This window comes from Streptomyces sp. G-G2 (genome assembly GCF_030063135.1).
Classification (GTDB): domain Bacteria; phylum Actinomycetota; class Actinomycetes; order Streptomycetales; family Streptomycetaceae; genus Streptomyces.
In genome coordinates this window covers 188,899-214,056 of record NZ_JASISO010000004.1, presented here as the reverse complement: position 1 = coordinate 214,056, position 25,158 = coordinate 188,899, and the positions used below count along the sequence as shown (strand labels likewise).

The 25,158-nt window shown below is 71.3% G+C and carries 15 protein-coding genes; 2 read left to right on the top strand and 13 right to left on the bottom strand.

The features are described from left to right. Nucleotides 1-48: 48 nt before the first annotated feature. The 7 genes from QMF80_RS05285 to QMF80_RS05255 all read right to left on the bottom strand — a co-directional run bounded on the left by QMF80_RS05285 (nucleotide 49) and on the right by QMF80_RS05255 (nucleotide 11,964). A complete protein-coding gene (locus QMF80_RS05285) occupies nucleotides 49-1,038 on the bottom strand; it encodes an endonuclease/exonuclease/phosphatase family protein (RefSeq protein ID WP_283449908.1) in 990 nt (329 codons plus the stop codon). Continuing rightward, the gene (locus QMF80_RS05280; protein WP_283449906.1) at nucleotides 1,035-3,002 is read right to left on the bottom strand and encodes a PIG-L family deacetylase; all 1,968 of its coding nucleotides are present in this window, start codon (nucleotides 3,000-3,002) and stop codon (nucleotides 1,035-1,037) included. Before QMF80_RS05280 ends, QMF80_RS05285 begins: the two co-directional genes overlap by 4 nt. Further along, the gene (locus QMF80_RS05275) at nucleotides 2,999-5,104 is read right to left on the bottom strand and encodes a glycosyltransferase family 4 protein (RefSeq protein ID WP_283449904.1); all 2,106 of its coding nucleotides are present in this window, start codon (nucleotides 5,102-5,104) and stop codon (nucleotides 2,999-3,001) included. Before QMF80_RS05275 ends, QMF80_RS05280 begins: the two co-directional genes overlap by 4 nt. Next, complete coding sequence (locus QMF80_RS05270; protein ID WP_283449903.1) at nucleotides 5,101-6,876, bottom strand: stealth family protein; 1,776 nt, start codon at nucleotides 6,874-6,876, stop codon at nucleotides 5,101-5,103. The genes QMF80_RS05275 and QMF80_RS05270 overlap by 4 nt, the downstream gene beginning before the upstream one ends. Next, a complete protein-coding gene (locus tag QMF80_RS05265) occupies nucleotides 6,873-8,606 on the bottom strand; it encodes a sugar phosphotransferase (RefSeq protein ID WP_283449901.1) in 1,734 nt (577 codons plus the stop codon). Before QMF80_RS05265 ends, QMF80_RS05270 begins: the two co-directional genes overlap by 4 nt. Nucleotides 8,607-8,621: 15 nt before the next feature. Continuing rightward, nucleotides 8,622-10,217 (bottom strand): stealth family protein, encoded by a 1,596-nt coding sequence (locus QMF80_RS05260; RefSeq protein WP_283449899.1) that lies wholly within the window; start codon nucleotides 10,215-10,217, stop codon nucleotides 8,622-8,624. 127 nt (nucleotides 10,218-10,344) lie between these two features. Then, the gene (locus tag QMF80_RS05255) at nucleotides 10,345-11,964 is read right to left on the bottom strand and encodes a hypothetical protein (RefSeq protein WP_283449897.1); all 1,620 of its coding nucleotides are present in this window, start codon (nucleotides 11,962-11,964) and stop codon (nucleotides 10,345-10,347) included. A 282-nt stretch (nucleotides 11,965-12,246) separates the two neighbouring features. On the opposite strand from QMF80_RS05255, the gene QMF80_RS05250 reads away from it, so the two are divergent. After that, nucleotides 12,247-13,356 carry an LCP family protein gene (locus QMF80_RS05250; protein WP_283449895.1) on the top strand — a complete coding sequence of 370 codons (1,110 nt, stop codon included), beginning with the start codon at nucleotides 12,247-12,249 and terminating at the stop codon, nucleotides 13,354-13,356. Between the two features lie 36 nt (nucleotides 13,357-13,392). On the opposite strand, the gene QMF80_RS05245 is transcribed toward QMF80_RS05250, so the two are convergent. The 6 genes from QMF80_RS05245 to QMF80_RS05220 all read right to left on the bottom strand — a co-directional run bounded on the left by QMF80_RS05245 (nucleotide 13,393) and on the right by QMF80_RS05220 (nucleotide 21,861). Then, nucleotides 13,393-14,889, bottom strand: coding sequence for an amino acid permease (locus QMF80_RS05245; protein WP_502962774.1), 1,497 nt, complete (start codon nucleotides 14,887-14,889; stop codon nucleotides 13,393-13,395). A 92-nt stretch (nucleotides 14,890-14,981) separates the two neighbouring features. Next, the gene (gene dxs, locus QMF80_RS05240; protein ID WP_283449891.1) at nucleotides 14,982-16,898 is read right to left on the bottom strand and encodes a 1-deoxy-D-xylulose-5-phosphate synthase; all 1,917 of its coding nucleotides are present in this window, start codon (nucleotides 16,896-16,898) and stop codon (nucleotides 14,982-14,984) included. Between the two features lie 269 nt (nucleotides 16,899-17,167). Then, the gene (locus tag QMF80_RS05235) at nucleotides 17,168-18,457 is read right to left on the bottom strand and encodes a sugar ABC transporter permease (protein WP_502962777.1); all 1,290 of its coding nucleotides are present in this window, start codon (nucleotides 18,455-18,457) and stop codon (nucleotides 17,168-17,170) included. Nucleotides 18,458-18,483: 26 nt separating this feature from the next. After that, on the bottom strand, nucleotides 18,484-19,272 hold the full coding sequence (locus tag QMF80_RS05230; protein WP_283449889.1) for an ATP-binding cassette domain-containing protein: 789 nt from the start codon (nucleotides 19,270-19,272) through the stop codon (nucleotides 18,484-18,486). Nucleotides 19,273-19,430: 158 nt separating this feature from the next. Continuing rightward, on the bottom strand, nucleotides 19,431-20,540 hold the full coding sequence (locus QMF80_RS05225; RefSeq protein ID WP_283449887.1) for a sugar ABC transporter substrate-binding protein: 1,110 nt from the start codon (nucleotides 20,538-20,540) through the stop codon (nucleotides 19,431-19,433). Nucleotides 20,541-20,658: 118 nt separating this feature from the next. Beyond that, nucleotides 20,659-21,861 carry an ROK family transcriptional regulator gene (locus tag QMF80_RS05220; RefSeq protein WP_283449886.1) on the bottom strand — a complete coding sequence of 401 codons (1,203 nt, stop codon included), beginning with the start codon at nucleotides 21,859-21,861 and terminating at the stop codon, nucleotides 20,659-20,661. Nucleotides 21,862-22,421: 560 nt separating this feature from the next. Here QMF80_RS05220 and mgtA point away from each other — a divergent pair. After that, nucleotides 22,422-25,142 carry a magnesium-translocating P-type ATPase gene (mgtA, locus tag QMF80_RS05215; RefSeq protein WP_283449885.1) on the top strand — a complete coding sequence of 907 codons (2,721 nt, stop codon included), beginning with the start codon at nucleotides 22,422-22,424 and terminating at the stop codon, nucleotides 25,140-25,142. The last annotated feature ends 16 nt before the right edge of the window (nucleotides 25,143-25,158 follow it).

Here is a 25,158-nt window from a genome sequence, read left to right as displayed (position 1 = left end):
GGACGGCGGGCGGTACGGGGTCACTCCCCGTACCGGCCGCCGTCCGCGTTACTTCCTGAACTGGAAGATGCCCTCGTACAGGACGTGGTCCGACTCCGGGGCCTGGACCGTCACCGCCCGGGGCGCCGTGAAGTGGGCCTCGGTGGCGAAGATGTAGTCGATCTTCCGGCCGTCCGCCGCGGTCGGTGCGCCGTTGCGGCACCGTGCCGGTTCCGGGTCCTGGCAGCGCACTCCCCCGGTACCGCCCATCCTGAACCAGCGCCGGTTGCGCTCGTCCGCTTCCAGGAAGCGCCCGTCGGGGTCGCGCCGCTCCTTCTCGCCGCGCGTGTGCGCGTACAGGCCCGCCAGTGAGACCTCGTTGGGCTGCTGGTTCAGATCGCCCGCCAGGATCACGGGGATCGCGGGCGGGAAGGCCGCCGGGCCGGCGAGCCACGCGTGGGCTTCCAGCAGCTGGCCGGCGGCGGTCCCGGCGTGGGCCCCGCAGAAGGTCATCCGCTGCCCGCGCGCCCGGGTGGGTACGCACAGCAGTCCGCGCCGTACGGGCTCCGAGCGGCCCTCGGCCTGGTAGGTCTCGCCGTCCGTGTCGGTGAAGGCGCGGTAGACCGGCGGGCCGGTCAGCTCCTGCCGGGAGAACACGGCCAGGCCGTAGGAGGTGTCGCCGCCGCAGGCGGGCACGTTGCCGTGCATCTCCTGGTAGGCGCCGTGCAGGAGCACGCCACGCACCTTGAACAGGCCCTCCAGCGCCTGGAACTGGCCGCGGCAGATCTCGTTGACGCCGAGCAGGTCCGGCTGGCGCAGCGCCGCCTCGCTCACCAGCCGGGCTATCGAGGTGCCGTTGCCCGTGCCGCCGTGGTTGACGCACTGGTGGGCCGCCCCGCAGATGTTCCACTGCAGGACCACCACCGACTCCCCCGCGTCCGGGTCCGCCTCCCGGGAGCCGTCCCAGAGCGGGGTGTCGGCGCTGGTACGGGCCCAGCCCAGGGCGGCGGCCGCAAGCGTCAGGGCGAGGCCCACCGCCGCGAGACGACGCCTCGTCACGCGGTCACGGCGGGCCCCAGCGGGCTGCCCGTCTCCGGGGCGAGCTGACGTCGGACGTGGAGCCGCCCGTCGGTCCCGATGACGGCGACGGCCACGGCTCCGACCGCGTCGAAGGCCAGCGACGGGGCCTGGACGAACATGTCGCCGCTCTCCCGCCAGCGGGCGCCCGACACGTCCTTCTCCCGGTCCGGCAGGGAGACGGTGAGGCGGCCGCGCGAGCTGCGGTGCGCCAGGTGCGCCTCGCGGGCACCGCGCTGCGGGGCCCAGAGCGCGGCGACCGCGCCCGTACCGCCGGTGCCGCCGACGCCCGCGCCCGAGCCGGGCCAACGGCCGGTGTCGTGCTGGCGGTAGGCCATCACCTGCTGGGTGCCCGCCTCGCGGAAGTACAGGCAGGTGCGTCCGCCGCCGGAGTTCACGGCGGTGATCCCGCCACTGGCCACGGGGCCGGTCACGAGGGAGTCGTCCCGGGTGAAGGGCGCGCCCGGCTCCTTCTGGAACCAGCGGACCACGGAGTTCTTCCCCGGCACGTACAGCTCGACGGTGCCGAACTCCGTGGTGATCGCGGTGCCCGCGTCCTGGAGGAAGCTGCCGCCGAGGTTCACCCAGGGCTCCCAGCCTCCCTGGGCGGTCTGGCGCCGCATGGAGACGCCCTGGTCGAAGTTGCGGGCGAAGACGTACAGCAAGCCGGCGCCGTCCACCGCGGCCATCGGGATCCCGAGTTCACGCTGGCGGCGGCCGTCGGCGTGGACCCATTCCGGGGACTCCAGCGACTGCCAGCCGCTGAACCCACTGCCGTCCGGGTGCTGCGTCGTGTACACGAGATCGATGCCCACCGCGCCGCCCTCGGCGGTACGGCGGCGCTGCGCCACCACGTGGGCGGGTCCGCCCGGGGTTCCCGCGAGCGCCGTCGTGGGCGCGATCCAGCCGTCGCCGAGCGTGAAGGGGCCCTGCCACTGGCCGGTGGCCGGACCGGTTTCGGTGAAGAACACCAGGTGGCCCGCGAGCACCGTGAAGGCGTTGAGCCGACCGCCGGGGCCCAGCCGGAGCCAGTCGGTGGCGGGCGAGTAGCGGTAGGCGGTGCTGCGCATGTGCGTGCTGCGGTACGGGTTGGGGCCGAGCTGGCGGTCCCCGCACGTGTGGCAGGTGCCCTGCGGGCAGTGCGTGGCGTCCAGGCCTATGTAGGTGGCCAGGTAGTCGGCCTTCTCGGCCAGTTCCATCCGGTCCAGGTTCGGGCCCCAGAAGCGGTTGGCGTAGGCGCGGTAGTACTCGACGGCCGGGGGGCGCTCCACGCTCTCCCGGTGGCGGGTGAGGGCCGCGATGGCGAACTCGGCCGTGGTGGAGTGGTCGACGTGGTCGGAGGTGACGAACTCGCTCTTGCCGCCGTCGTGTTCCGGGTCGGGGTCCATCGTGCGGACGGTGGTGGGGCGGATCTCGGCGAGGAGCGCGGTGAGACCCGCGATGACCATCTCGCGGGATATCTGCTGCACTTCGGTCAGCCCGGAGCCCCAGACGGGCACGGTCGCCTGGGTGGGGTGGGCGCCGTTCCACAGCTCGAACATCCGGGTGCGGACGCCGGACGACGTGGGCATGCCCATGTGCAGCTGGCAGAAGTACATCCGTACGGCCGGATGCGCGAGCAGGGTGAAGCGCTCGACGGCGAAGCCGGGGACGAGCTCGGTGACCTCGCGCTGCCAGGGGCTGTCACGGTCCCCGGTGGCCATCCGCGCGTACGCCGAACGCAGCCCGCAGCCGCGGGCCGTGCTGTAGCCCGCGTAGTCCGAGGGGAGGGAGGCCCGTTCGGGGTCGTTGGTGTCGGCGTTGATCCCGTCGCCCTCCCCCGCGGTCAGGACGACCGTGGCGACCGGGTCGCCGTCCTGGAGCGAGCGGACGAGGTCGGGGTTCATGAAGTACAGGTCGTCGTCCTGGTGGGCGACGATATGCAGGATCGATCGGTTTCGGTTCATCGGTCCACCACGTTCATAGCCATGGCTCCGGAGACGGAGCAGTAGGGCCGGACTCGGACCGGCCGGGACGGATGCACGACGACGAAACGGGACACGTCGTCTGCGGGGAGGGGGACTTCGGGGTACGGGTAGGCGCCCCGGACGTCGGGGAAGTCCTCGAAGAGGTGGCAGACGCGCACCCGGCGCCTGGTCCCGGGCTGCGGCTGGAGCCACCAGTCCCAGTCCTCCCAGCGGTCCAGCCGGTCCTCCACCAGCTGGACCAGGGGCAGTTCCATCCGGAACGAGCGCTCGCCGAGCACCTCCACCGGCAGGGACAGCTCGCTGCGGTGACGGCCGCGCCGGATGAGCACGAACCGGGCCCCGTACTCCAGGGTGCGCGCTCCGCAGAGCACCCCGGAGACGGTGATCCCGTCCTCGCAGACGCGGACCTCGCGGGCTTCCGCGTGGGCCTCGCGCTGCACGGTACGCAGCATCAGCCTGCCGTTCGGCTGCGCGTAGGGCAGGTTCCACAGGACCGGGCCGGGGCCGGGGGCTTCGAGGAGGCGGGCGCGGGCGTCGATGAGCCCCCGGGTGTCGCGGATGCCCGCCTTGAGGTGGACGGGGTCCCCCTTGCCCGCGGTGAGCATGACCCGCCACCGGCCGTCGCCGAGGTGGTCGAGGGCGGCGGGCGCCACGACGGCGGTGTGCCGCACGGCTCCGGTGGCCAGCGTCTCGCGCTCCGTGTCGAGGAGCAGGTCGGGCAGCCGGGACCCGCTCGACGGACGGTGGCGCAGCAGGAACGCGCCCCGGTTCCTGGGCCCCTCGGGACCGTCGCAGGACAGGCTCAGCCACCCGGCGTCGGGCGCGCCGACGTGGCACACGGCGGTCTTCAGGGACTCGGGCGGCGCGCTGTCGCCCGGCGGGCGCCCCAGCCGGGCGGCCGTCGGCGCGCGGTAGCCGGTCCGGGCCTCGGCGCGGCGGCGGGCGGCTTCCTCGAACAGCTCGGTGTAACGGGCGGCGATCACGGCGGGGTCGTAGCGCTGCGAGTTGCGCAGCGCGGCAGCCGCCATCCGGGCGCGCTCCGCGTCGTCGGCCATCAGGCGGCCGAGCCCGGCGGCGATGGCGGCGACGTCTCCGTCGGCGACGAGGAGGCCGTCCTCGCCGTCGCGCAGGATCTCGCGGGGTCCGACGGGGCAGTCGGTGGAGACCACGGGCAGGCCGCAGCGCATGGCTTCCACCAGGGTCATCCCGAAGGACTCGGCGCTCGACGTGACGGCGGCGATGGAACCCTTGACCCATTCGGACTCGATGGGTGAGAAGCCGCCCATCAGCAGGATACGGCCGGACAGGTCCAGGTCGTTGACGAGCGTGCGCAGCGCGGCTGTCTCGTCCCCGTCGCCGTAGACGCGCAGCCGCCAGTCCGGGAACCGGGGGGCGAGCCGGGCGAAGGCGCGGATCAGCAGGTCGTAGCGCTTGACGTGGTGCATGCGGCCCGCGCTGACGATCACCTTGCGGGTGCCGTCGGAGGGGGCGACCGCGGGCCGCGGCACGCTGTTGGGCACGGCCGTCACGGGCAGTGCGGGCAGCGGGACGTGCTCCCTGAAGGAGCGTGCGTCGGCCTCCGTCACCGTGGTGACGAGGTCGAGGCGCGGGTAGGACCGGGCCATCTCCGCGCGGACCGTGGCCGGGATGGCCAGGTGCGTCATGTGCTCCTGGGCCACCCGCAGCGCGGTGTCCCGGGTGTAGCGGGCCACGAAGAGGTTCAGGCTGGGGCGGGTGCCGACGACCACGTCGGCGCCGGTCCCGCTCAGCTCGTCGATGATCCGCTGGTCGGAGAGGGCGCTGTACTGCTCGTAGAACTCCTCCTGGCGGGGCACCACCCGGGTGGGTTCCGCCAGTCCCGGGTGGCCCCGGTCCGCGCCCGTCCGGCCGGGCCGCAGGTCCACCAGGGCCCGGACGGTGACCTGCGGGGAGATGGTGAACTTGGGGGCCGCCGCGGTGCGCCGGAACACGGAGACGATCTCGACCCGGTGGTCCGCGGACAGGGCCTCGGCGAGGTTGATCACCGTCCGGTTCGTGCCGCCGATGCCGTAGATGTTGTTGATCAGGAAGGAGATCTTCATCGACCGTCGGAGTCCTTCCGCTCGAAGGGGCCGGGTATCGGGAAGTAGGCCCTCAGGAAGTCCTGGAGCATCCTGGCCTGGCGCTCCTGGTCCCGGCCGTCGGAGACGGTGTCGTTGATGCAGAAGGCCTGGCGGTCGCGGCGGGCCAGGAGGATGTTCATACGGCGCTCGATCTCGGGCCGGTCCAGTGCGAGGTAGGCGAATGCGATGTCCGAGGGGACCGCGCGCCCCGTCAGGTAGGCGTAGTAGTGGTAGAGCGAGGAGGGGATGGAGATGTCGGTCGCGCTGCGGAACCGGCTGAAGGTGGTGGCCCGGTGCGGCACGGCGAACTTCTCCTCCATCTCGAACAGGATGCTGCGGCGCAACGGGTAGGGGGCGTGGCGCATCTTCTGCACGAGGGTGGTGCCGAAGAACTCCTCGATGATCCGCCGGTTGTTCTTGCCCGCCGCGTCGACGGGACGGTCGCCGAGGGTGACGGCGGGCTGCGGGACCTGGGAGGGGGACAGGAAGACCCGGGTCATCCCGTTCGACAGGAAGAAGTCCTGGGGGGTCACGGGGCGCCCCAGGAACATGTCGTCGTTGAAGTACAGGAAGTGTTCCGCGAGGCCTTCGATGTGGTGCAGGCGGCTCTCGATGGCATGGGAGTTGAACGTGGGCAGGGCTGCGGGGTCGTCGAATATCTCACGGTGGTCGACCACCGTGATCCGGGGGTGGGCGGCGTCCAGCCAGTGCGGGCGCTGGCGGTCGGTGACCAGGAAGATCCGGCGGGCCCAGGGGGCGTTCTGTTCCAGTGAGCGCAGCGAGTAGCGCAGTTCGTCGCGGTTGATGTACCGGGCGGCGTTGGCGGACTCCACGTGATAGCCGTCGCCGCCCTGTTCACGGCGGCGGCGCTGCCAGTCGGGGTCGTTTCCGTCGACCCAGGTGAAGACGACGTCGATGGGGAAGCGGACGTCCTCGGGCAGCGCCGCGGCAAAGGCCTCAAGGGTACGGACGTGACGGGTGCGCCGGGTGTGGCGGGAGGCGAAGCCGGTGAGCCGGTTGACGGGCACCAGGATCCGGGGCGCGTCGTACGCCACGCTGTGGGTGACCCGGTTGGGCCGGGGTGCGACCAGCCGCCCTTCCTCCTCGTGCCAGAACTCCAGGTCGCAGCCGAATTCGAGGCCGAGGCCGAGCGAGCCGCCCGGGTCCCGCCAGAGCATCCCGACCCGCAGGACGGGGGCCAGCCCGGCGATCCGCAGGCCGCGCCGGGAATCGCCGAGGGCCGCCCGGCCGGTGGCCTGCGGCTCGTCACTGTCATCGGCGCCGTGGGCGACGTACACGGGGGCCTGGCGCAGGCACTCCAGCAGGGCCGCGGCCACCTTGGAGCGGTCCTCCTCCCGGACGGCGAAACAGGCCCGCAGCTCGCTGGCCCCGCGCACGGCGAAGTAGTCGATGCCCGCCCGTTCGAGGGCGGTGACGACGAGTTCGAGATTGGCCTCGCGCAGCCCGAGCGGCGAGGCCGTCGGCCGGACGAGCGCGATCCGGGTGCCCGCGCCCACCAGCACCGCCAGCCGGTCGCCCTCCGCGAACAGGTGCGGCCAGCGACCGCGGGCCCGCCGGGCGCGCAGCGAGCGGGCCGGGCCGACGCCGAACCTGGACCCGCGCAGCAGCCGCTTGACCACCGCGCGCAGCCCGATCGGGACGCGCCGGGCCAGGCCGCGGCGCAGCCGGGTGGGCAGTACGGCCCGGTAGAGGGCGACCGCCGGGGACGCTTCGGGATTGGCCGCCGTCATGAAGGACTGCCCACCTCCCCGCGCCGGGTCCACGCGGGGGGCACGAAGCCGGTCCCCGTGTCGGGTTCGAACTCGGGGTCGCAACCGGTACCGGACAGGGCGGCGGACTCCGGGCCCGACGCTGATCCGGGCTCCGGCAGGGCCCGCTCGAAGGGACTGGGCACGGGGAAGTACCGGCGCAGGAAGTCCAGTACGGCGCGGGTACCGCCGTGGGCCAGCGCATCGGACGAGCCCAGCCCGCACAGCTGCATCTGCTGCGCGTCGCGGCGTACGAGGAGCCGGTCGAGCCAGCGGGTGACCCCCGGTACCGCCGCGTGGACGGCGATGGTCGCCTCGCCGGACGGCTCGGCGTGGCCGGAGAAGTGCGCGGCGTGGTGGACGACCCCGTCCAGCGGGTGGGTGCCCTCCAGCTCCGGCGCGTACTGGCCCCCGTTGTGCGGCTGGTGGTCGCCGAATCCGGCGGCCACCGCCTCGAGGATCTCGCGGGCGTACGGCTGGGGGCCCGGGGCGTATCCGTGGGTCACGGCGCGCTGGGTGAAGGAGAACGCCCAGCCGGTCCAGGGCGCGGCGGCCTCGCGGGCCGACCACGGTCCCCGCCGGGGCCGGGTCCCGCCGAGCGCGGTGAAGTAGTCGAACGGCCGGACGGGGCGCCCGAGCAGCGCGCCGGGCCGGAAGTACAGGAACCTGTCGGCGAGTTCGGGCACCGCGTGGAGGTTCTGTTCGGCGCGCGGCCCGGCGGGCACGATCCGCAGCCGGTCGTCGGCGTGCACCCACAGCGGCACGGGCGCGAGCGCCAGTACGTGCACCCGGTCCGCCCAGGGGGCGTACTGGTGCAGGGACCGCAGGGTGGCACGCAGGAGTTCCTCGGCCCACGGCTCGTCGTGGGCCCAGAGCACGACGGCGTCGACGGGGAAGGTGACCTCTTCGACCCGGCGAATGTCGAACCCTTCGCGGGTGCGGGTCGGCGCGGCTCCCGCGTCGGGGTCCGCGTACCCCGTGAGCCGGTCGTGGCTGATCTCGACCGTGTGCGGATCGCCGGCCGGGACGACCCGCTGCACCCGGTTGGGGCGGGGGCCGACCATCCGGGGAGCGGCCGGACCGGTGTCCGTGGTCCAGAACTCGATCTCCACCCCCTGGTTCTCGCCCAGCCAGAGGAAGCCGGTGGGATCGGTGCGCAGCCAGGTGATCCGGATCACCCGGGCCGCGCCGAAGTGCTTCCAGGCCTTGACGTAACTGCCGGGAATGCGGGCGGTGTCGTCCTTGCCGGGGGCGACGGAGACCACGTACCCCGTCTGCCGCTCCAACAGGGCGCGCAGCACGCGGCGTACGGCGGGCTTGTGCTCGCGGGCGACGGCCAGGCACATCCGGCGGTCGTCGAGCGCGGGCACGGTGAACCAGGGGATCTTCGCCCGGTCGAGCACGGTGGTGATCAGCGCGAGGTCGGTGCGCCGGGCGAGGTCCGCCGTGAGGCCGGTGTGGACGTGGCCGACCCGGCCGTCCGGTGCCTCGGCCCGGCCCTCGGGCAGATTGCTGAAATCGGTGGTCCGCAGCCGCTTGAGGGCGCGCTGGTGCAGCCTCGATTCGCGCTGGGCCAGCGACTGGTCCAGGCGCTTCTTGAGCCCCCGGCGCACCGGGACGGGCACGGTGTTCATGGCCACGGTCCGCACGGGCCGGGGCACCAGCTTCTGGTAGACCTGAGAGGCGGAACTGGTCGATCCGGAATCTGGCATCTCGCACGCTCCTTCTCAGAGTTCGCAGGGGCTGGGGATCGGGAAGTAGGCGTTCAGGAATCCGCTGAGCAGTTCCTGCTGCGCGGCCATGTCCTCCGGAGTGGAGAAGGCGTCGTTGAGGCAGAAGGAGTCCTGGTCGCGCCCGTCCAGCAGGCGGTCCAGGCGCCGCCCGAGGTCCGGTACGGCCAGCTGGAGATAGGTGAAGGCCATGGACCCGGGCTGCGCCCGGCCGGTGAGCGCCGCGTAGTAGAGCGCCAGCGACGAGGTGGGCGAGAGGTCGGTCATCGCGCGGAACCGGCTGGCGGAGGTACGGGCCCACTCCCGCGGGAAGTCCGCCTCCGCCTCCGCCATCGCGCTGCGGCGCAGGGCGTAGGGGATGTGCTCCATCGGCTGGGTGATGACCCGGCCGAAGCGTTCCAGCAGCAGCGCCCGGTTGTTCTTGCAGGCAGCGTCGACAGGGGTGTCGGCGTCGGTCACCGGGCCCTGCGGGATGCGGTTCTGGGAGGGGAAGTAGCGGGCCGTGCCCACGGGACTGAAGAAGGCGTGGGGAGTCAGCGGGCGGCCGAGGAACATGTCGTCGTTGAAGTACAGGAACTGCTCGGAGAGGCCGGGGATGTGGTGCAGCCTGCTCTCGATCGCATGCGAGTTGAAGGTGGGCAGGTCGGCCGGGTCACGGAAGATCTCGCGGTGGCTGACGACCCGGAAGCCCGCCAGGTCCTGCCGCATCCAGGCGGGCACCTGGTCGTCGGTGACCACGTGGACGTTGCGGATCCAGGGGGCGAACAGGTGCAGCGAGCGCAGCGAGTAGCGCAGTTCGTCGCGGCTGAGGAAACGGGCGTCGCTGGCCGATTCGGCGTGATAGACCTCGCCCCGCGCGGCGGCCTTGCGGGCCGCCCAGGCGGGGTCGTTGCCGTCCACCCAGGTGTAGACGGCGTCCACGGGGAAGTCGATGTCCTCGACGAGCGGGACCAGGAACTCGGACCGGGTCGGGAGGGCCGGCGCCGTGCCGAGGGTGGTGTGGACGGGGACGAAACGGCTGAACAGCCGTCCGGCGCCGAGCAGCGCGGGACCGTCGGCGGCGACGGACCAGGTGACGCGGTTGGCTCGCGGGGCGATCAGCCGGTCGCCCTGGCGGGTCCAGAACTCCACGGCGCAGCCGTACTCGTGCCCGAGGACCAGGTGCCCGCCGGGATCGGTGCGGTACCGGCTGACCTGGACGGCGGCGGCCGTGCGGGCACGGTGCCACACCGCCGCGTCGTGCCCGGGTACGGGCCGCTGGGCGCGCAGGGGTTCCGCGGCCAGCGCGGTCACGTGCCCGGCGGAGTCGGCCAGGGAGCGCCGCAGGCCTTCGAGCACGCGGGCCCGGTCGGACTCCTCCACGGCGATGACGGTACCGTGGTCGGACCTGCCGCGCACGGCGAAGTGCGGCACGCCGAGGGTGTCGAGGAGCCAGGCGACGGCGGCGCGGTTGGCCTCGCGGGCGGCCAGCGGGGTCGCGCGGGGATCGACGTACGCCTGGTCACCCGCGTCGCCCACCGTCAGGGTGGGGACGCCGGTCGCACCGACCGGGCTCTTGTCTCCCGCCCCGGCCTGTATCGCACTACCAGGCATGCTGAACCTCTCCGCGCCTTTGTAACCGGTCTCTCACGTTGCCGAGTTCCCGGTCCCATTGCCGCAAGATACGAAAATTGTAAATCAATTTGTCGATATGCCCGGACCCCGAGGAAGGGTGAGCGGGCTATACGATCACCCACCCGCCGAAGGCCAGCCCCGCGACGGCCGGTTCCTGGCGCGCCACCGACAACCGCCCGTCGACGCCGAGGGAGACGACCGTGAGGCGTCCCGACCCGTCGGCCGCGGCCGCCGGTTCCCGCAGCCCGGGAGCGCCCAGCGGCTCCCACCACAGTCCTGCCTGTTCCAGTTCGGTCGGGTACGCCGCGACGGCGACGGCGTCCTCGGGGGTCCTGCGCAGCAGCACGGTGCAGTCGTAGGAGTCGATGTCCGCCCGCAGCGCGCTCGCTCCGGCCGCCGAGGCGACACCGGCGCCGGGGCCGCCCAGCGCGGTCGCCGTACCGTCGGTCCGGTAGGCGTACGTCGCCCCGTCCCGCTCGTCGCAGCCGTAGACGGTGACCCGGCCGGGCCCGGTGGCCAGCGCGGCCAGCCCGGTGCCCGGGGCCACCAGCAGCGTCAACGGCGGCCCGCCGCGGCGCAGTTCCCCGCCCGCGGGCGGCTGCCGCCAGTGCAGCACCCCGTCCCGGGACGGGGCGAACAGCTCGGGCCGCCCCCCGGGGTCGAGCACGGCGGCCAGCCCGTCCTGGACCTCGGACCCCTGGAGGTCGCGCCAGGGCGTCCAGGAGCCGTCCTCGCGCTGCGAGCGGGCGCTCACCCCGCGCCCGAAGTTGCGGACGTACACGTGGACACAGCCCTCGGCGTCGACCACCGCGCACGGCACCCCGGCCTCGCGGCCCTTGCCGGTGGCCGCGCCGTTGGGGTTGCCCAGCGAACGCCAGCCGCCGACCGGGCGCCCGGTCTGGTACTGCACGGCGTGCATCACCTCGACCCCGGCGCCGTCCGGGCCGGACGGGGTGCGCCGCAGGGAGAAGAGGTGAACCCAGCCCCGCGGGTCGCGGGCCAGGGACAGCACCGGCAGCAGCGGCGGGGTGTCGAGGTCCTCGCGCACCCATTCGGGGCCGCCGGGGGCGCGCTCGGTCCAGCGCGTCACGGCTCCGCCGAGGGCTGCGTACGCGGTCAGCCGCCCGTCCGCACCCCGGCTCAGCCCGATCCGGGGCCCGGGGTAGCGGACGACGGCCGTGGGGGCGGCCCGGCCGCACGAGTCGGCCGCCCGGAAGCACTCGACGGCGACGGCGGCCCGGGCCGGGGCCGCCCCGGCATCGCGGCCGACCGGGCGCACCGCTTCCAGGACGGCCTGGGCCACCGCCGCGTGGTCAGGGTGATCGGCGTACACCGGGCCCGCCTCCGCGCTCCACGCGATGTGTTCGGGGTCGGGGTCCAGGGTGCACACCACGGTGGGTACGAAACGGCGCAGCAGCGCGGCGGCGAGCTCGTCGAACAGCGGGGGGCCACCGGGAGCCGGCGCCGCTCCGGGCTCCGGTTCGACGAAGCAGACGAGGGTGGCGGCCCTGGTGCGGAGCCGGAAGAGGCGCAACACGGCGGAGGGAACGAGCGGTTCGGTGCTCCGCTCCCACGGGCCGCCGCGGCCGAGCACGTCGAGGAGGTGGTCGCGGGCCTGCGGGGACGAGGGGGCCAGGCAGACGACCGTCACGGGCCGGTCCGGGTCAGCCAGCGCGCGGAAGAGGGCCGGTCCGGTCACAGCGAGGGCGTCGGCCGGGTGGGCCACCACGTGGAGCGTGTGGGAAGGGTTCCGCGGGGCGGGCCCGGGGGCCGCGGTCCCGCGGCGTCGGCGCCGCGACGGCCGCTCGCGCTTCGACGATCGCTCGTTCCTCACAGTGGCGCCCGCCCCCACCCGTCGCTCCCGCCCGTTCCTTCGCGCCCGTGATCCTTGCACACACTTTACGCCACTCGAATATTTGAATGAATAATGAACGACTGGCCGTCATCGGCCCGCGGCACTGGTGGTCTATAGTGCGCGATCGAACAATCGAGCGGAGAACTGGGGCAGATGAAGACCAACGCCGCGTCACCAGACAGCACGTCGGCCCCATCACCGGACGGACCGAACGGTCTTGACGGGACGGATGCCCGGCCCGTCCGCCCGCGCGGGCGGCGGGTCCTGCGGATCGTGCTGGTGCTGGTCGCGGTCCTGGTCCTCGCCGCGGGCGGCGCCGGCTGGTGGGCCTACAGCCATCTCAACGGGAACCTCGACAGCGTCGACCTCGACAAGGCCATCGGGGACAACCGGCCCGCGAAGGTGGTGCCCGGCGCCCAGAACGTCCTCGTGCTCGGGTCCGATTCGCGCGCCGGGGCCAACGGGGAGCTCGACCACGGCGACGTCAGCGGGGCCCGCTCCGACACCGCCATGCTCGTGCACATACCCGAGGGCCGGGCCAGGGCCACCGCGGTGAGCATCCCCCGCGACACCCTGATCAACCGGCCCGAATGCAAGGACCACGACGGCAGGACGCTGGACCCCGCGAAGCGGGTCATGTTCAATTCCGTCTACTCCGCTGCCGGTCCGGCCTGCGTCGTCAAGACCGTGGAGCAGATGTCCGGGATCCGCGTGGACCACTTCGTTGAGGTGGACTTCGCCGGGTTCAAGGGGCTGGTCGACGCCCTCGGCGGGGTCACCGTCACCCTGGACAAGCCGATGTCGGGAGCCAAGGGCGGGCTCAAGCTCGACGCCGGTACGCACCGGTTGAACGGCACCGACTCGCTGAAGTTCGTCCGTACCCGCTACGGCTACGGCGACGGCAGCGACCTCGGACGGATAGGCCTCCAGCAGCAGTTCTTGATGGCGATGCTCTCCGAGATCAAGAAGCAGGACGCGCTCGGCAACCCGGCCCGGCTCTACAAGCTCGCGGACGCCGGGACCAAGTCGCTGACCACCGACTCGGACCTCGGATCGCTGACCGCGCTCGCCGACTTCGCGCAGAGCATGAAGGGCGTCGACCCGAACACCATGGAGACCATCATGCTGCCGGTCGCCTACGACAAGGTCGACCGGAACCGCGTGGTCGTCGCCGAGCCCCAGGCCACCCAGCTCTGGGAGGCCCTGCGCAACGACCAGACGATCCCGGCCTCCGCGAAGAAGTCCCCCGCCACCGGCGGCTGAGCCACCGGCGGCGGGGGGCCGTGCGCGTACCGGCGCTCAGCCGAGCTCGCCCCGGCCGAGCCGGCTGTGGCCGCGCCCGTACAGGAAGTACACGCCGAAGCCGACGACCATCCAGATCCCGAACCGCAGCCAGGTCTCGGCCGGCAGGTTCAGCATCAGCCACAGCGACGCGAGGATCGACAGGATCGGCACCAGCGGCACCAGCGGGGTGCGGAAGGACCGGTGCAGGTCGGGGCGGGAGCGGCGGAGCAGGATCACGCCGAGGGCCACCACGACGAAGGCGAAGAGGGTGCCGATGTTCACCAGGGTGGCCAGTTCGTTGATGCTGGTGAAGCCGGCGACCACCGCGATGATCCCGCCCAGCAGCAAGGTCGGCCGGTAGGGGGTGCCGTACTTCGGGTGGGTCTTGGAGAAGCCACGCGGCAGCAGCCCGTCACGGCTCATCGCGAAGAACACCCGGGTCTGGCCGAGCAGCAGGATCATGCACACCGTGGTCAGGCCCACCGCGGCGCCGAAGCTGATGATGCCCGCGTAGACCGGGTGCCCGGCGGCCTTGAAGGCATCGGCGAGCGGGGCGCTGACGGACAGCTCACGGTAGTTCTGCATGCCCGTGACCACCAGGGACACCGCGACGTAGAGCACCGTGCAGATGACCAGGGAGCCCAGGATGCCGCGGGGCATGTCGCGCTGCGGACGCTTGGTCTCCTCGGCGGCGGTGGCCACCACGTCGAAGCCGATGAAGGCGAAGAAGACGACGGAGGCCGCCGTGAAGATGCCCATCACCCCGAAGTTCGTCGGCTGGTAGCCGAACATCAGCTGGATCAGCGGCGCATTCAGCCCCGAGCCGGAAGCCTGGGGTTCGGCCTTGGGGATGAAGGGGTGGTAGTTCGCGGACTTGATGAAGAACAGGCCCGCGATGATCACGATCAGCACCACGGTGACCTTGATGGCGACCACCACGGCCGTGATCCGCGCGGACAGCTTCATCCCGAGGACCAGGATCGCGGTCAGCACCAGGACCAGCAGGAACGCGAGCAGGTCGAAGTGCCCGCCCGACACGTCGGGCCCCTGGAGGGCCGCGGGCAGGTGCCACCCCGCGTTGTCCAGCAGCGAGCGGACGTACCCCGACCAGCCGACCGCGACGACCGCGGTGCCGAGCGCGAACTCCAGCACGAGGTCCCAGCCGATGATCCAGGCGGGCAGCTCCCCCAGGGAGGCGTAGGAGAAGGTGTACGCCGATCCGGCGACCGGAACGGCGCAGGCGAACTCGGCGTAGCAGAGGGCGGCCAGCGCGCAGACGACTCCGGCGACGACGAAGGCGAGGGCGGTGGCGGGACCTGCGCTCTCCTTGGCGACCTTGCCGGTGAGGACGAAGATGCCGGTTCCGATGATCACGCCGACGCCGAACACGGTCAGGTCCCAGGCGGAGAGCGACTTGCGCAGTCCGTGCTCGGGTTCCTCCGTGTCGCGGATGGACTGCTCCACCGACTTGGTGCGGAAGGGACTGTTCAGATCCGTACTCACCGAACGCACCTCCGAAAAGGGGACGCACGCGAACGGGCCGGGAGGCCCACCCCTCAAGGGTGATCTCCCGGCCCGTGACGTGCAACCGCGACCGCGGGTCCCTAGTCGACCGTGGCGGCCGGCTCGCTCTCGTAGCGTCCGTCCAGCTTGGCCACCAGCCCGGTGACCTGCCGGGCGATGTCCGGCGCGGTCAGCCCGATCTCGGCCATGACCTCCTTGCGGGTGGCGTGGTCGAGGAAGCGCTGCGGGATGCCGAAGTCGCGCAGCGGTACGTCGACCCCCGCGTCCCGCAGTGCCTGCGAGACGGCCGCGCCGACCCCGCCGGTGCGCCCGTTGTCCTCGACGGTGACGACGACGCGGTGGCCGTCCGCGAGCGGGGCCAGGGCCTCGTCCACCGGCTTGACCCAGCGCGGGTCCACGACGGTCGAGGAGATGCCCTGCTTGTCCAGCAGGTCGGCGACGTCCAGGCACATCGGGGCGAGCGCCCCGACCGCGACGATCAGTACGTCCGGACGGGTGACCTCGGAGGCCGGGGTGCGCAGCACGTCCATGCCCCCGATCCGGCCGACGGCCGGGACCGCCGGGCCCACGACGCCCTTGGAGTACCGCACGACCGTCGGGGCGTCCTTGACCTCGACGGCCTCGCGGAGCTGGGCGCGCAGCTGCTCGGCGTCACGCGGGGCGGCGAGCCGCAGACCCGGGACGACCTGCATGATCGACATGTCCCACATGCCGTTGTGCGAGGCGCCGTCGTCACCGGTGACGCCGGCCCGGTCCAGCACGAAGGTCACCCCGCACTTGTGCAGGGCGACGTCCATCAGGACCTGGTCGAAGGCCCGGTTGAGGAAGGTCGCGTAGACCGCGAAGACCGGGTGGGCGCCGCCGGTCGCCAGGCCCGCCGCCGAGGTGGCGCCGTGCTGCTCGGCGATGCCGACGTCGAAGATCCGGTCCGGGTAGGCGTCCGCGAAGCGCTTGAGGCCCACGGGCTGGAGCATGGCCGCGGTGATCGCGACGATGTCCTTGCGCTCCTTGCCGAGCTTGACCATCTCGTCGGCGAAGACGGAGGTCCAGCTGGCGGCGGCGGTGCTCACCGGCAGGCCGGTGTCCGGGTGGATCGGGCCGATGCCGTGGAAGCGGTCCGCCTCGTCCTGTTCGGCCGGCTCGTAGCCCCGGCCCTTCTGGGTGAGGCAGTGCACGATGACCGGGCCGCTGAAGCGCTTGGCACGCTGGAGCGCCGACTCCAGGGCGTCGATGTCGTGGCCGTCGATGGGCCCGATGTACTTCAGGCCCAGGTCCTCGAACATGCCCTGCGGTGCGATGAAGTCCTTGAGGCCCTTCTTCGCGCCGTGCAGGGTCTCGTAGAGCGGCCTCCCGACGACCGGGGTGCGCTCCAGGAGGTCCTTGCCGCGGGCCAGGAAGCGCTCGTAGCCGTCCGTGGTCCGCAGGGTGGCCAGGTGGTTGGCGAGGCCGCCGATGGTGGGCCCGTAGGAGCGCTCATTGTCGTTGACGACGATCACCAGGGGGCGGTCCTTGGCGGCGGCGATGTTGTTCAGCGCCTCCCAGGCCATACCGCCGGTGAGGGCCCCGTCGCCGATGACGGCCGCGACGTGGTGGTCCTCGCGGCCGAGCACCTCATTGGCCTTGGCCAGACCGTCGGCCCAGCCCAGCACGGTGGAGGCGTGCGAGTTCTCGATCACGTCGTGGTCGGACTCGGCGCGCGAGGGGTAGCCGGAGAGGCCGCCCTTGGAGCGCAGGTTCCCGAAGTCCTGGCGGCCGGTGAGCAGCTTGTGGACGTAGGCCTGGTGGCCGGTGTCGAAGAGGACCTTGTCCTTCGGCGAGTCGAAGACCCGGTGCAGGGCGATCGTCAGTTCGACCACGCCGAGGTTGGGGCCGAGGTGCCCGCCGGTCTTGGAGACGGCGTCGACGAGGAAGGACCTGATCTCGGCCGCGAGCTGATTGAGCTCCTCCTGGCTGAGCCGGTCCAGATCGCGCGGTCCCTTGATGCGGGTCAGCAGCACCCGTGCCTCCTTGCAGTTGCTCGCTGGTCTGTCGAGTCTAATGTTCCGTTCGCGGCGGTGTTCGCCGGGCGGTCCCGGCGCCGCCGCGCCTTTGTCATATCTGTACACACCGTCACGACCTCACACGCCACGTACGGGTGGATGTACGCACAGGTGCCCGACGCCACACGGGGTGGCGTCGGGCACTGTGGGCGGCGTACGCCCGGACGGGTGAGGCCCGGGCGTGTCCCGGACGGACCGGGCCTGACCAGGCCCGGCGCGGGACCGGACTAGGCGCGTCCCGCCGTCTTCTGCGTCTTGCGGGTGACGGAGTCGATCACCACGGTGGCCAGCAGCACCGCGCCGGTGATCATGTACTGGATCGGCGTCGCGATCCCCTCCAGGGCCAGACCGTACTGGATCGATGTGATGACCATGACACCGAGGAGGGCGTTCCAGGTCCGCCCGCGCCCGCCGAAGAGGCTGGTGCCACCGATGACGGCCGCCGCGATGACGTTCATCAGGAGGTCGCCCGCGCCGGCGCTCTGGTTCGCCGCCGCGATCTTGGAGGCCCAGAACAGGCCGCCGATCGCCGCGAAGGTGCCCGCGATGGCGAAGACCGTGATCCGGACGCGGTTGACGTTGATGCCCGCGCGCCGGGAGGCCTCGACACTGCCGCCGAGCGCGAAGACCTGGCGGCCGAAGCTGGTGCGGCGCAGGACGAAGTCGGTGCCGACCAGGGCCAGCAGGAAGAGCACCACCGCGAGCGGCAGGCCCTTGTACTGGTTGAACACGATGGCGGGGCCGAAGGTGAACACCGCGAGGAGACCGGTGCGCAGCAGGACCTCACCGAGCGGCCGGGAGGGGACTCCGGCGGCCTCGCGGCGCCGGGCGTCGGAGAACGTGGCGAGGAAGTACCCCGCCACGGCGACGGCGGCGAGCCCGTAGCCGATGGCCACGTCCGAGAAGAAGTAGGTGGTCAGCTGCCCGACCACGCCCTCGGAGTCGATGTTGACCGTGCCGTTGCTGCCGAGGATCTGCAGCATGGCGCCGGACCAGAAGAGCAGGCCCGACAGGGTGACGGCGAAGGCCGGGGCGCCGATCTTGGCGAAGAAGAAGCCGTGGAGGGAGCCGATCAGGGCGCCTCCGGCTATCGCCGCGAGGACGGCCAGCCATTCGTTGACGCCGTGGGTGACGGCGAGGACCGCGACGATCGCGCCCGAGACACCGCTGACCGAGCCGACCGAGAGGTCGATCTCGCCGAGCAGCAGGACGAAGATGATGCCGACCGCCATCATGCCGGTGGCCGTCATCGTGATCGCGATGTTGGTGAGGTTCTCGGGGCCGAGGAAGTGCGAGTTCAGGCTCTGGAAGATGCTCCAGATGATGATCAGACCGAGGACGACGGGTACGGAGCCCAGGTCACCGGCCTTGAGCTTGCGGCCGAACTCGTTCATGTACCCGGCCAGACCCTGCTCGCGCACGAGCAGCCGGGGGTCCACGGCCGGGATGGCGTCCGCGGCGGCTCCCGCCTCGGCGGGGCCCGCGTGCTTGGCACGGCCCGTGGGGCCCTTGCCCAGCGGACCGGCTGCGGGATTCTGGGTGCTCACTTGCGGGCCTCCCCGGTGCGGGCCGCCCGGCGGGTCACGGCGTTGTCCGTGGCCCCGGTGATGGCGGAGATGATCTCTTCCTGCGACGTGTCCTTCACGGAGAAGACGCCGTTGTTGCGGCCCAGCCGCAGGACGGCCACCTTGTCGGCGACGGCCTTCACATCGGCCATGTTGTGGCTGATGAGGATGACGGCGTGACCGCGCTCGCGCAGCCGCTCGACCAGGTCGAGCACCTGTGCGGTCTGCTCGACGCCGAGGGCGGCGGTGGGCTCGTCGAGGATGACGAGCTTGGGCTCGCCCAGCATGGAGCGGGCGATCGCCACGGTCTGGCGCTGACCGCCGGAGAGCGAGGCGATGGGGATACGGACACTGGGGATCCGGATGGACAGGGTGGTCAGGAGCTCGCGGGCGCGCCGCTCCATCTCCACCTCGTCCAGGATGCCGCGCCGCTTGATCTCGCGCCCCAGGAAGAGGTTGCCGACGACATCGATGTTGTCGCACAGCGCGAGGTCCTGATAGACCGTCGCGATGCCCAGGTTCTGGGCGTCGTGGGGCTTGGCGATCGAAACCGGGCGCCCTTCCCACTCGATGACTCCGTCATCGATGGGGTGCACGCCAGCGATGGTCTTGACCAGCGTGGACTTACCGGCGCCGTTGTCGCCGACGAGGGCGACCACCTCGCCTGAGTGGATCTCGAGTTCTACGTCGGTCAGGGCCTGAACGGCACCGAACCTCTTCGAGATCCCTCGCAACGCCAGCACGGGCGCAGCGGACACATGAACCATCTCCTTCGCCGCCTGACCGGCGGGGATGTCGTGCAAAAGAGCAGGACCACAGGGGTAGGGATAGGGGAAGTCGTTTCTGTACGGCGCCCCGCCGATGGCGGGAATGGAGGAGGGGCGCCGGACAGGCGTGGGGTCGGCCCGGGGGGCCGACGGGGGCCTTACTTCAGGCCGAGGGTGGCGCAGGCGGCCGCGTACTTGTCGGTGCAGATCTCGTCGGCCGAGTAGACGTTGTCGCGGATGACCGTGTCCTTGATGTTGGCCTTGGTCAGCGAGACGACCGGGATCAGCAGGGACGGAACGCCCTTGGCGGTGGGGCTGTCGACCTTGGACGTGGCGACGACCTCGATCCGCTCACCCTTGGCCAGGGCGACGGCCATCTTCGCGGCGGCCTCGGCCTCGGGGGCGTACGGCTTGTAGACGCTCATGAACTGCTCGCCCGCCACGATCCGCTGCACACCGGCGAGTTCGGCGTCCTGACCGGTGACCGGGGGCAGGGGGTTCAGACCGGCCGCCTTGAGGGCGGTGATGATGCCGCCCGCCATGCCGTCGTTGGCGGAGTAGACGCCGGTGATCTTGTCCTTGCCGACCGCGGAGAGCGCGGCCGCCATGTTGGTGTTGGCGTTCTCCGGCTTCCACTCGACGGTGTCGTACTCCTTGGCGACGGTCACCTTGCCGTCGAGGACGGAGTGGGCGCCCTTCTTGAACAGCGCGGCGTTCGGGTCGGTGACCGAACCGTTCATCATGACGATCTGGCCGTCCTTGGCCTTGTCGCCCAGCGCTTCGAGGAGCGCCTTGCCCTGGACCTTGCCGACCTCTTCGTTGTCGAAGGAGGTGTAGGCGTCGATCGGGCCCTCGGCGAGGCGGTCGTAGGCGACGACGGGGATGCCGGCGTCCTTGGCCTTCTTGACCGAGCCCGCGATGGCCTTGGAGTCCACGGCGTCGATGATCAGCACGTTCACCTTGTTGGTGATCATCGTGTCGACCTGGGAGTTCTGCGTGGTGGCGTCCTGCTTGGCGTTGGCGTAGACCACTTCGCCCTTGCCGGCCGTGAGGTCCGCGATCTGCTTCTCGATCAGCGGCTTGTCGAACTTCTCGTAGCGCGCGGTCTGGTTCTCCGGCAGGAGCAGACCGACCTTGATCGCGTTGCCCTTGACGGTGGAGGTCGTCTTCTTGTCCCCGGACTCCTTCGCACTGCCGCAAGCGGCGAGCGAAACGGCCATGGCACCCGCGGCGACGGCTACGGCGACTCTGCGCATACGCGTGTTCATTTCCTGAACCTCCCTGACGAGGCCGCAACGTTGCGGCCGAGGTGGATGTGAGTCAACCCCGGCCGCAAGTTTGCCGTCAAGGAGTGAATCCTTAACGAGATGACAACGGTGCCATCCGTTATCTAACTGAAGACAGCAGAACGGGTTCCTGAAACCCGCCAAGCAGGGTCGAATCGCCCATCTCGCTCAGTACGAGCGCCAGCGCGCCGAGCACCTCGGCCCGCCCGCCCAACGACCCGGTGAGCACCGACAACTGGCGGGCCGCACTCGGGATCGCGTACCGCCCCACGGACTCGCGTATGGGGGCCAGGACCAGCTCGCCCGCGTCCGCCAGCGAGCCGCCGAGCACCACCCGGCTCGGGTTCAAGAGATTGCAGAGGCTGGCCACGGCGCTGCCCACGTGCCGTCCCACGTCCGCGATCACCCGGCGGCAGCCCGGATCGCCGCCGCGGGCCAGCTCCACCACGCGCTCCATGGTGAGTTCGGGCCCGTGACTGCTCTGGAGCAGGGGCAGGACGTAGCGGGCCGCGGCGAAGGTCTCCAGACAGCCCCGGTTGCCGCAACGGCACACCGGTCCCGACTCGTCCAGCGTGATGTGCCCGATCTCGCCCGCGGTGCCGCCCGGGCCCCGGTAGATCTGCCCGTTGATCACGAGCCCGGCGCCGACGCCGCTGGCGACCTTGATGTACGCCAGGTCCTTCACCCCCCGGCCGCTGCCCCACACCAGCTCGCCCAGCGCGCCGAGATTGGCGTCGTTGTCGACGTACACGGGCACGCCCAGCCGCTGGGACAGCTCCTGGCGCGGGTTGATCCCGGCCCAGCCCGGCAGGATGGCGGTCGAGCCGAGGTTCCCGGACTCGCCGTCGATCGGGCCGGGGACCCCGAGACCGACGCCGATGACCTTGTCCCGGGCCACCTCCACGCTGTCGATCAGGCGGCCCACCAGGGCTTCGGCCCGGTCGAAGCCGTCCACCCAGGACGCGTCGACGTCCAGCGGCTCGGCCTCCTCGGCCAGGACCTGGTGGGCGAGGTTGCCGACCGCCACGCGCAGGTGCGTATGGCCGAAGTCGACGCCGATGACGATGCCCGCGTCCCCGCTGAGGGAGACGCTGCGCGCGCGCCTGCCGCCCGCCGAGGTCGGAGTGACCTCGACGGTCCCGACGTCCTTCAGCTCACGGACGATGTTGGACACCGTGGCCGCCGACAAGCCGGTGGTTCGGGCGATCTCCGCCTGGGTCAGCGAGCCGGCCAGCCGCACCGCCCGCACGACCCGTTCGAGGTTCGCACGGTGCAGTGACGACTGCGATCCCGGAGTCTGCACGACTCATCCACTCCTGCCATAAGCGACGGCCTGCCGTCGCCCCCCGGCCGGGGACCGTCGTGACGAGACCCCGGCGTCTCTCCAACTTGTGAACCCTAAGTCGAGCCTTTGGACATCCAGACGTCAAGAGGCTGACGCAGCACGAATCGGCCACTACCGGTCATAAGTACGAGAGAAACATCCCCGCGCTTCGTGTTACCTTCGCAGAGGCGCCGATCCTCTGCGGCCTTTCCGGCCGGACCGGGCGCCACGTCGATGACAGCGCTACGCAAGGAGGTGTTCGGGATGAGTCCCGATCGAAGTCCTTGCCGCGCTCTCGTTGGTTAATCAGCCGCTGACCGGCTGACTCTTCTCCCTGAGTGCGCACGGCCGCGGTAGGTCCGCGGATGTCCGTGCACTTCCTCATGCCCTCCGTACGTCCTGGCCCCGGGCCCGACGTGCGTCATCCATGCCCGTCGGCGCTCCTTTCCGGCTCCGTGCCGCACCGCGCCGACCCATGATCACTCCACGTGACCGTGCGGCTGCGCGCTGCCCGGACGCCGTGGAGGGAGGTAGTCGTCATGACCATGCTCACCCCTCGCACCCCCACGAGGCTCGCTCCGCCGGGCCGGGCCCGCCGCGAACGCAAGGCCGCCGAGTTGGAGGGCCGGACCCGCGTCGTCGGCGAACGGCTCACCGACGAGAGCGCCCGCCCCGGCGGCCAGGTCCTGCGGGACCTGAACGCCACCCGCAACGGCCTCACCCACACCGAGGCCGCGCTGCGCCTGGAGCACCACGGCGCCAACGTCATCGCCCACGAGCGGGCCCCCCGCTGGTGCTTCCAGCTGGCGAAGGCCTATGCCAACCCCTTCATCGGCGTCCTCGTCTTCCTCGCCGCCGTCATGTACTGGCAGGACCCCGCCGACCCCGGGGTCGTCATCCTCTCGGTGATGATCGGGATCAGCGGACTGCTGCGCTTCTGGCAGGAGTTCCGTTCGGACCGGGCGGCCGACGCGCTCAACAAGCTCGTCACCACCACCTGCGCGGTACTGCGCCGGGCGGGCGGCGGCTCCGGCCCCACCACCTTCGAGATCCCGATGGACCAGGTGGTCCCCGGTGACATCGTCAAGCTGGCCGCCGGTGACCTGATCCCCGCGGACCTGCGGCTGATCACCTCCAAGGACCTGATGGTCGGCCAGGCCTCGCTGTCCGGCGAGTCCCTGCCGGTCGCCAAGGCCGACACCCGCGCGGACGACCCGGGCCGCCCCGGAGCCACCGACCCGGTCGAGGCCGACAACCTGTGCCTGATGGGTACATCGGTCACCTCGGGCACCGCCACCGGCGTGGTCGTGGCCACCGGCTCCGGCACCTACTTCGGCTCGATGGCCGGTTCACTGGTCGGTGAGCGTCCCCAGACCAACTTCGACACCGGAGTGCGCAAGGTCAGCTACCTGCTGATCCGCTTCATGCTGGTCATGGTCCCGGTCGTGTTCGTCATCAACGGCCTCACCAAGGGCGACTGGAACGAGGCGATGCTCTTCGGCATCGCCGTGGCGGTCGGCCTGACCCCCGAGATGCTGCCGATGGTCGTCTCCGCGAACCTGGCGCGCGGCGCGGTGGCCATGGCCAAGCGCAAGGTGGTCGTCAAGCGGCTCAACGCGATCCAGAACCTGGGCGCGATGGACGTGCTGTGCACGGACAAGACCGGCACCCTCACCGAGGACCGGATCGTCCTGGACCGCTACCTCGACGTGCACGGCGACGACGACAACGAGGTCCTGGAGCACGGCTACCTCAACTCGCACTTCCAGACCGGCCTGAAGAACCTGATGGACCAGGCGGTCATCGACCGCGTGGACGGGGCCGAGGAGGTTGTCGTCGACGCTCGATTCTCGATGGTCGACGAGATCCCCTTCGACTTCGCCCGGCGCCGGATGTCCGTGGTCCTCAACCGCAACACCCTGGTCGGGCCGGTCGGCCGGTCCGAGCACGTCATGATCACCAAGGGCGCCGTCGAGGAAGTCCTCGCCCGGTGCACCCACATGACGGACCGCGGGCGGAGGGTGGAACTGACCGACCCGCTGCGCCGGACCGCCGCCCGCATCGCCGAGGACAACAACCGCCAGGGGCTGCGCGTCCTGGCCGTCGCCACCCGTGCGATCGCCACGCCCCGCGACACCTACACCGTCGCCGACGAGGACCGGCTGACCCTGGTCGGCTTCCTCGCCTTCCTCGACCCGCCGAAGGCCGACGCGGCCCGGGCCCTGCAGGGCCTGGCCGACAAGGGCGTCGCGGTCAAGGTCGTCACCGGTGACAACGAACTGGTCGCGGCCCGGGTCTGCGCCGACGTCGGCATCGACGTGGGCCACGTGGTCTCGGGCACCGAGCTGGACCTGCTGGATGACGCCGAACTGCGCTCGCTGGCCGCCCGTACGACGGTCTTCGCCAAGGTCAACCCGGTCCAGAAGGCCCGTATCGTGCGGGCCCTGCAGGCCGAGGGCCACACCGTCGGGTTCCTCGGGGACGGCATCAACGACGCCGCCGCGCTGCGCGACGCGGACGTCGGCATCTCGGTCGACACCGCCGTCGACATCGCGAAGGAGTCGGCGGACATCATCCTGCTGGAGAAGGACCTGACCGTCCTGGAGCAGGGCGTGCTCCAGGGCCGGACCACCTTCGGCAACACCATCAAGTACATCAAGATGACGGCCTCGTCGAACTTCGGCAACGTCTTCTCGGTCCTGGTGGCGAGCGCCTTCATCCCCTTCCAGCCGATGCTCGCGATCATGCTGCTGATGCAGAACCTGGTCTACGACATCGCCCAGCTGGCCACGCCGTGGGACCGGATGGACGAGGAGTACCTGCGCAAGCCCCGGAACTGGGACGCCAAGGGCATCGGCCGGTTCATGGTCTGCATCGGCCCGATCAGCTCGATCTTCGACATCGCGATGTTCGCCATCATGTGGAACGTCTTCAGTGCCAACTCCGAGGCGCACCAGGCGCTGTTCCAGTCCGGCTGGTTCATCGAGGGCCTGCTCTCGCAGACGCTGATCGTCCACATGATCCGGACCCGCAAGATCCCCTTCATCCAGTCGCGGGCGTCCTGGCCGGTGATGGTGATGACCGTCCTCGCGGTGCTGACCGGGCTGTTCCTGCCCTTCTCGCCGCTGGCCGCGACGCTGGGCTTCGTACCGCTGCCCGCGAGCTACTTCCCGTGGCTGATCGGCGTACTGCTCGCGTACTGCACGCTCACGCAACTGTTGAAGACCGTGTACATCAAGAAGTTCAACACCTGGCTCTAAGGGCCCGCACCAGAAG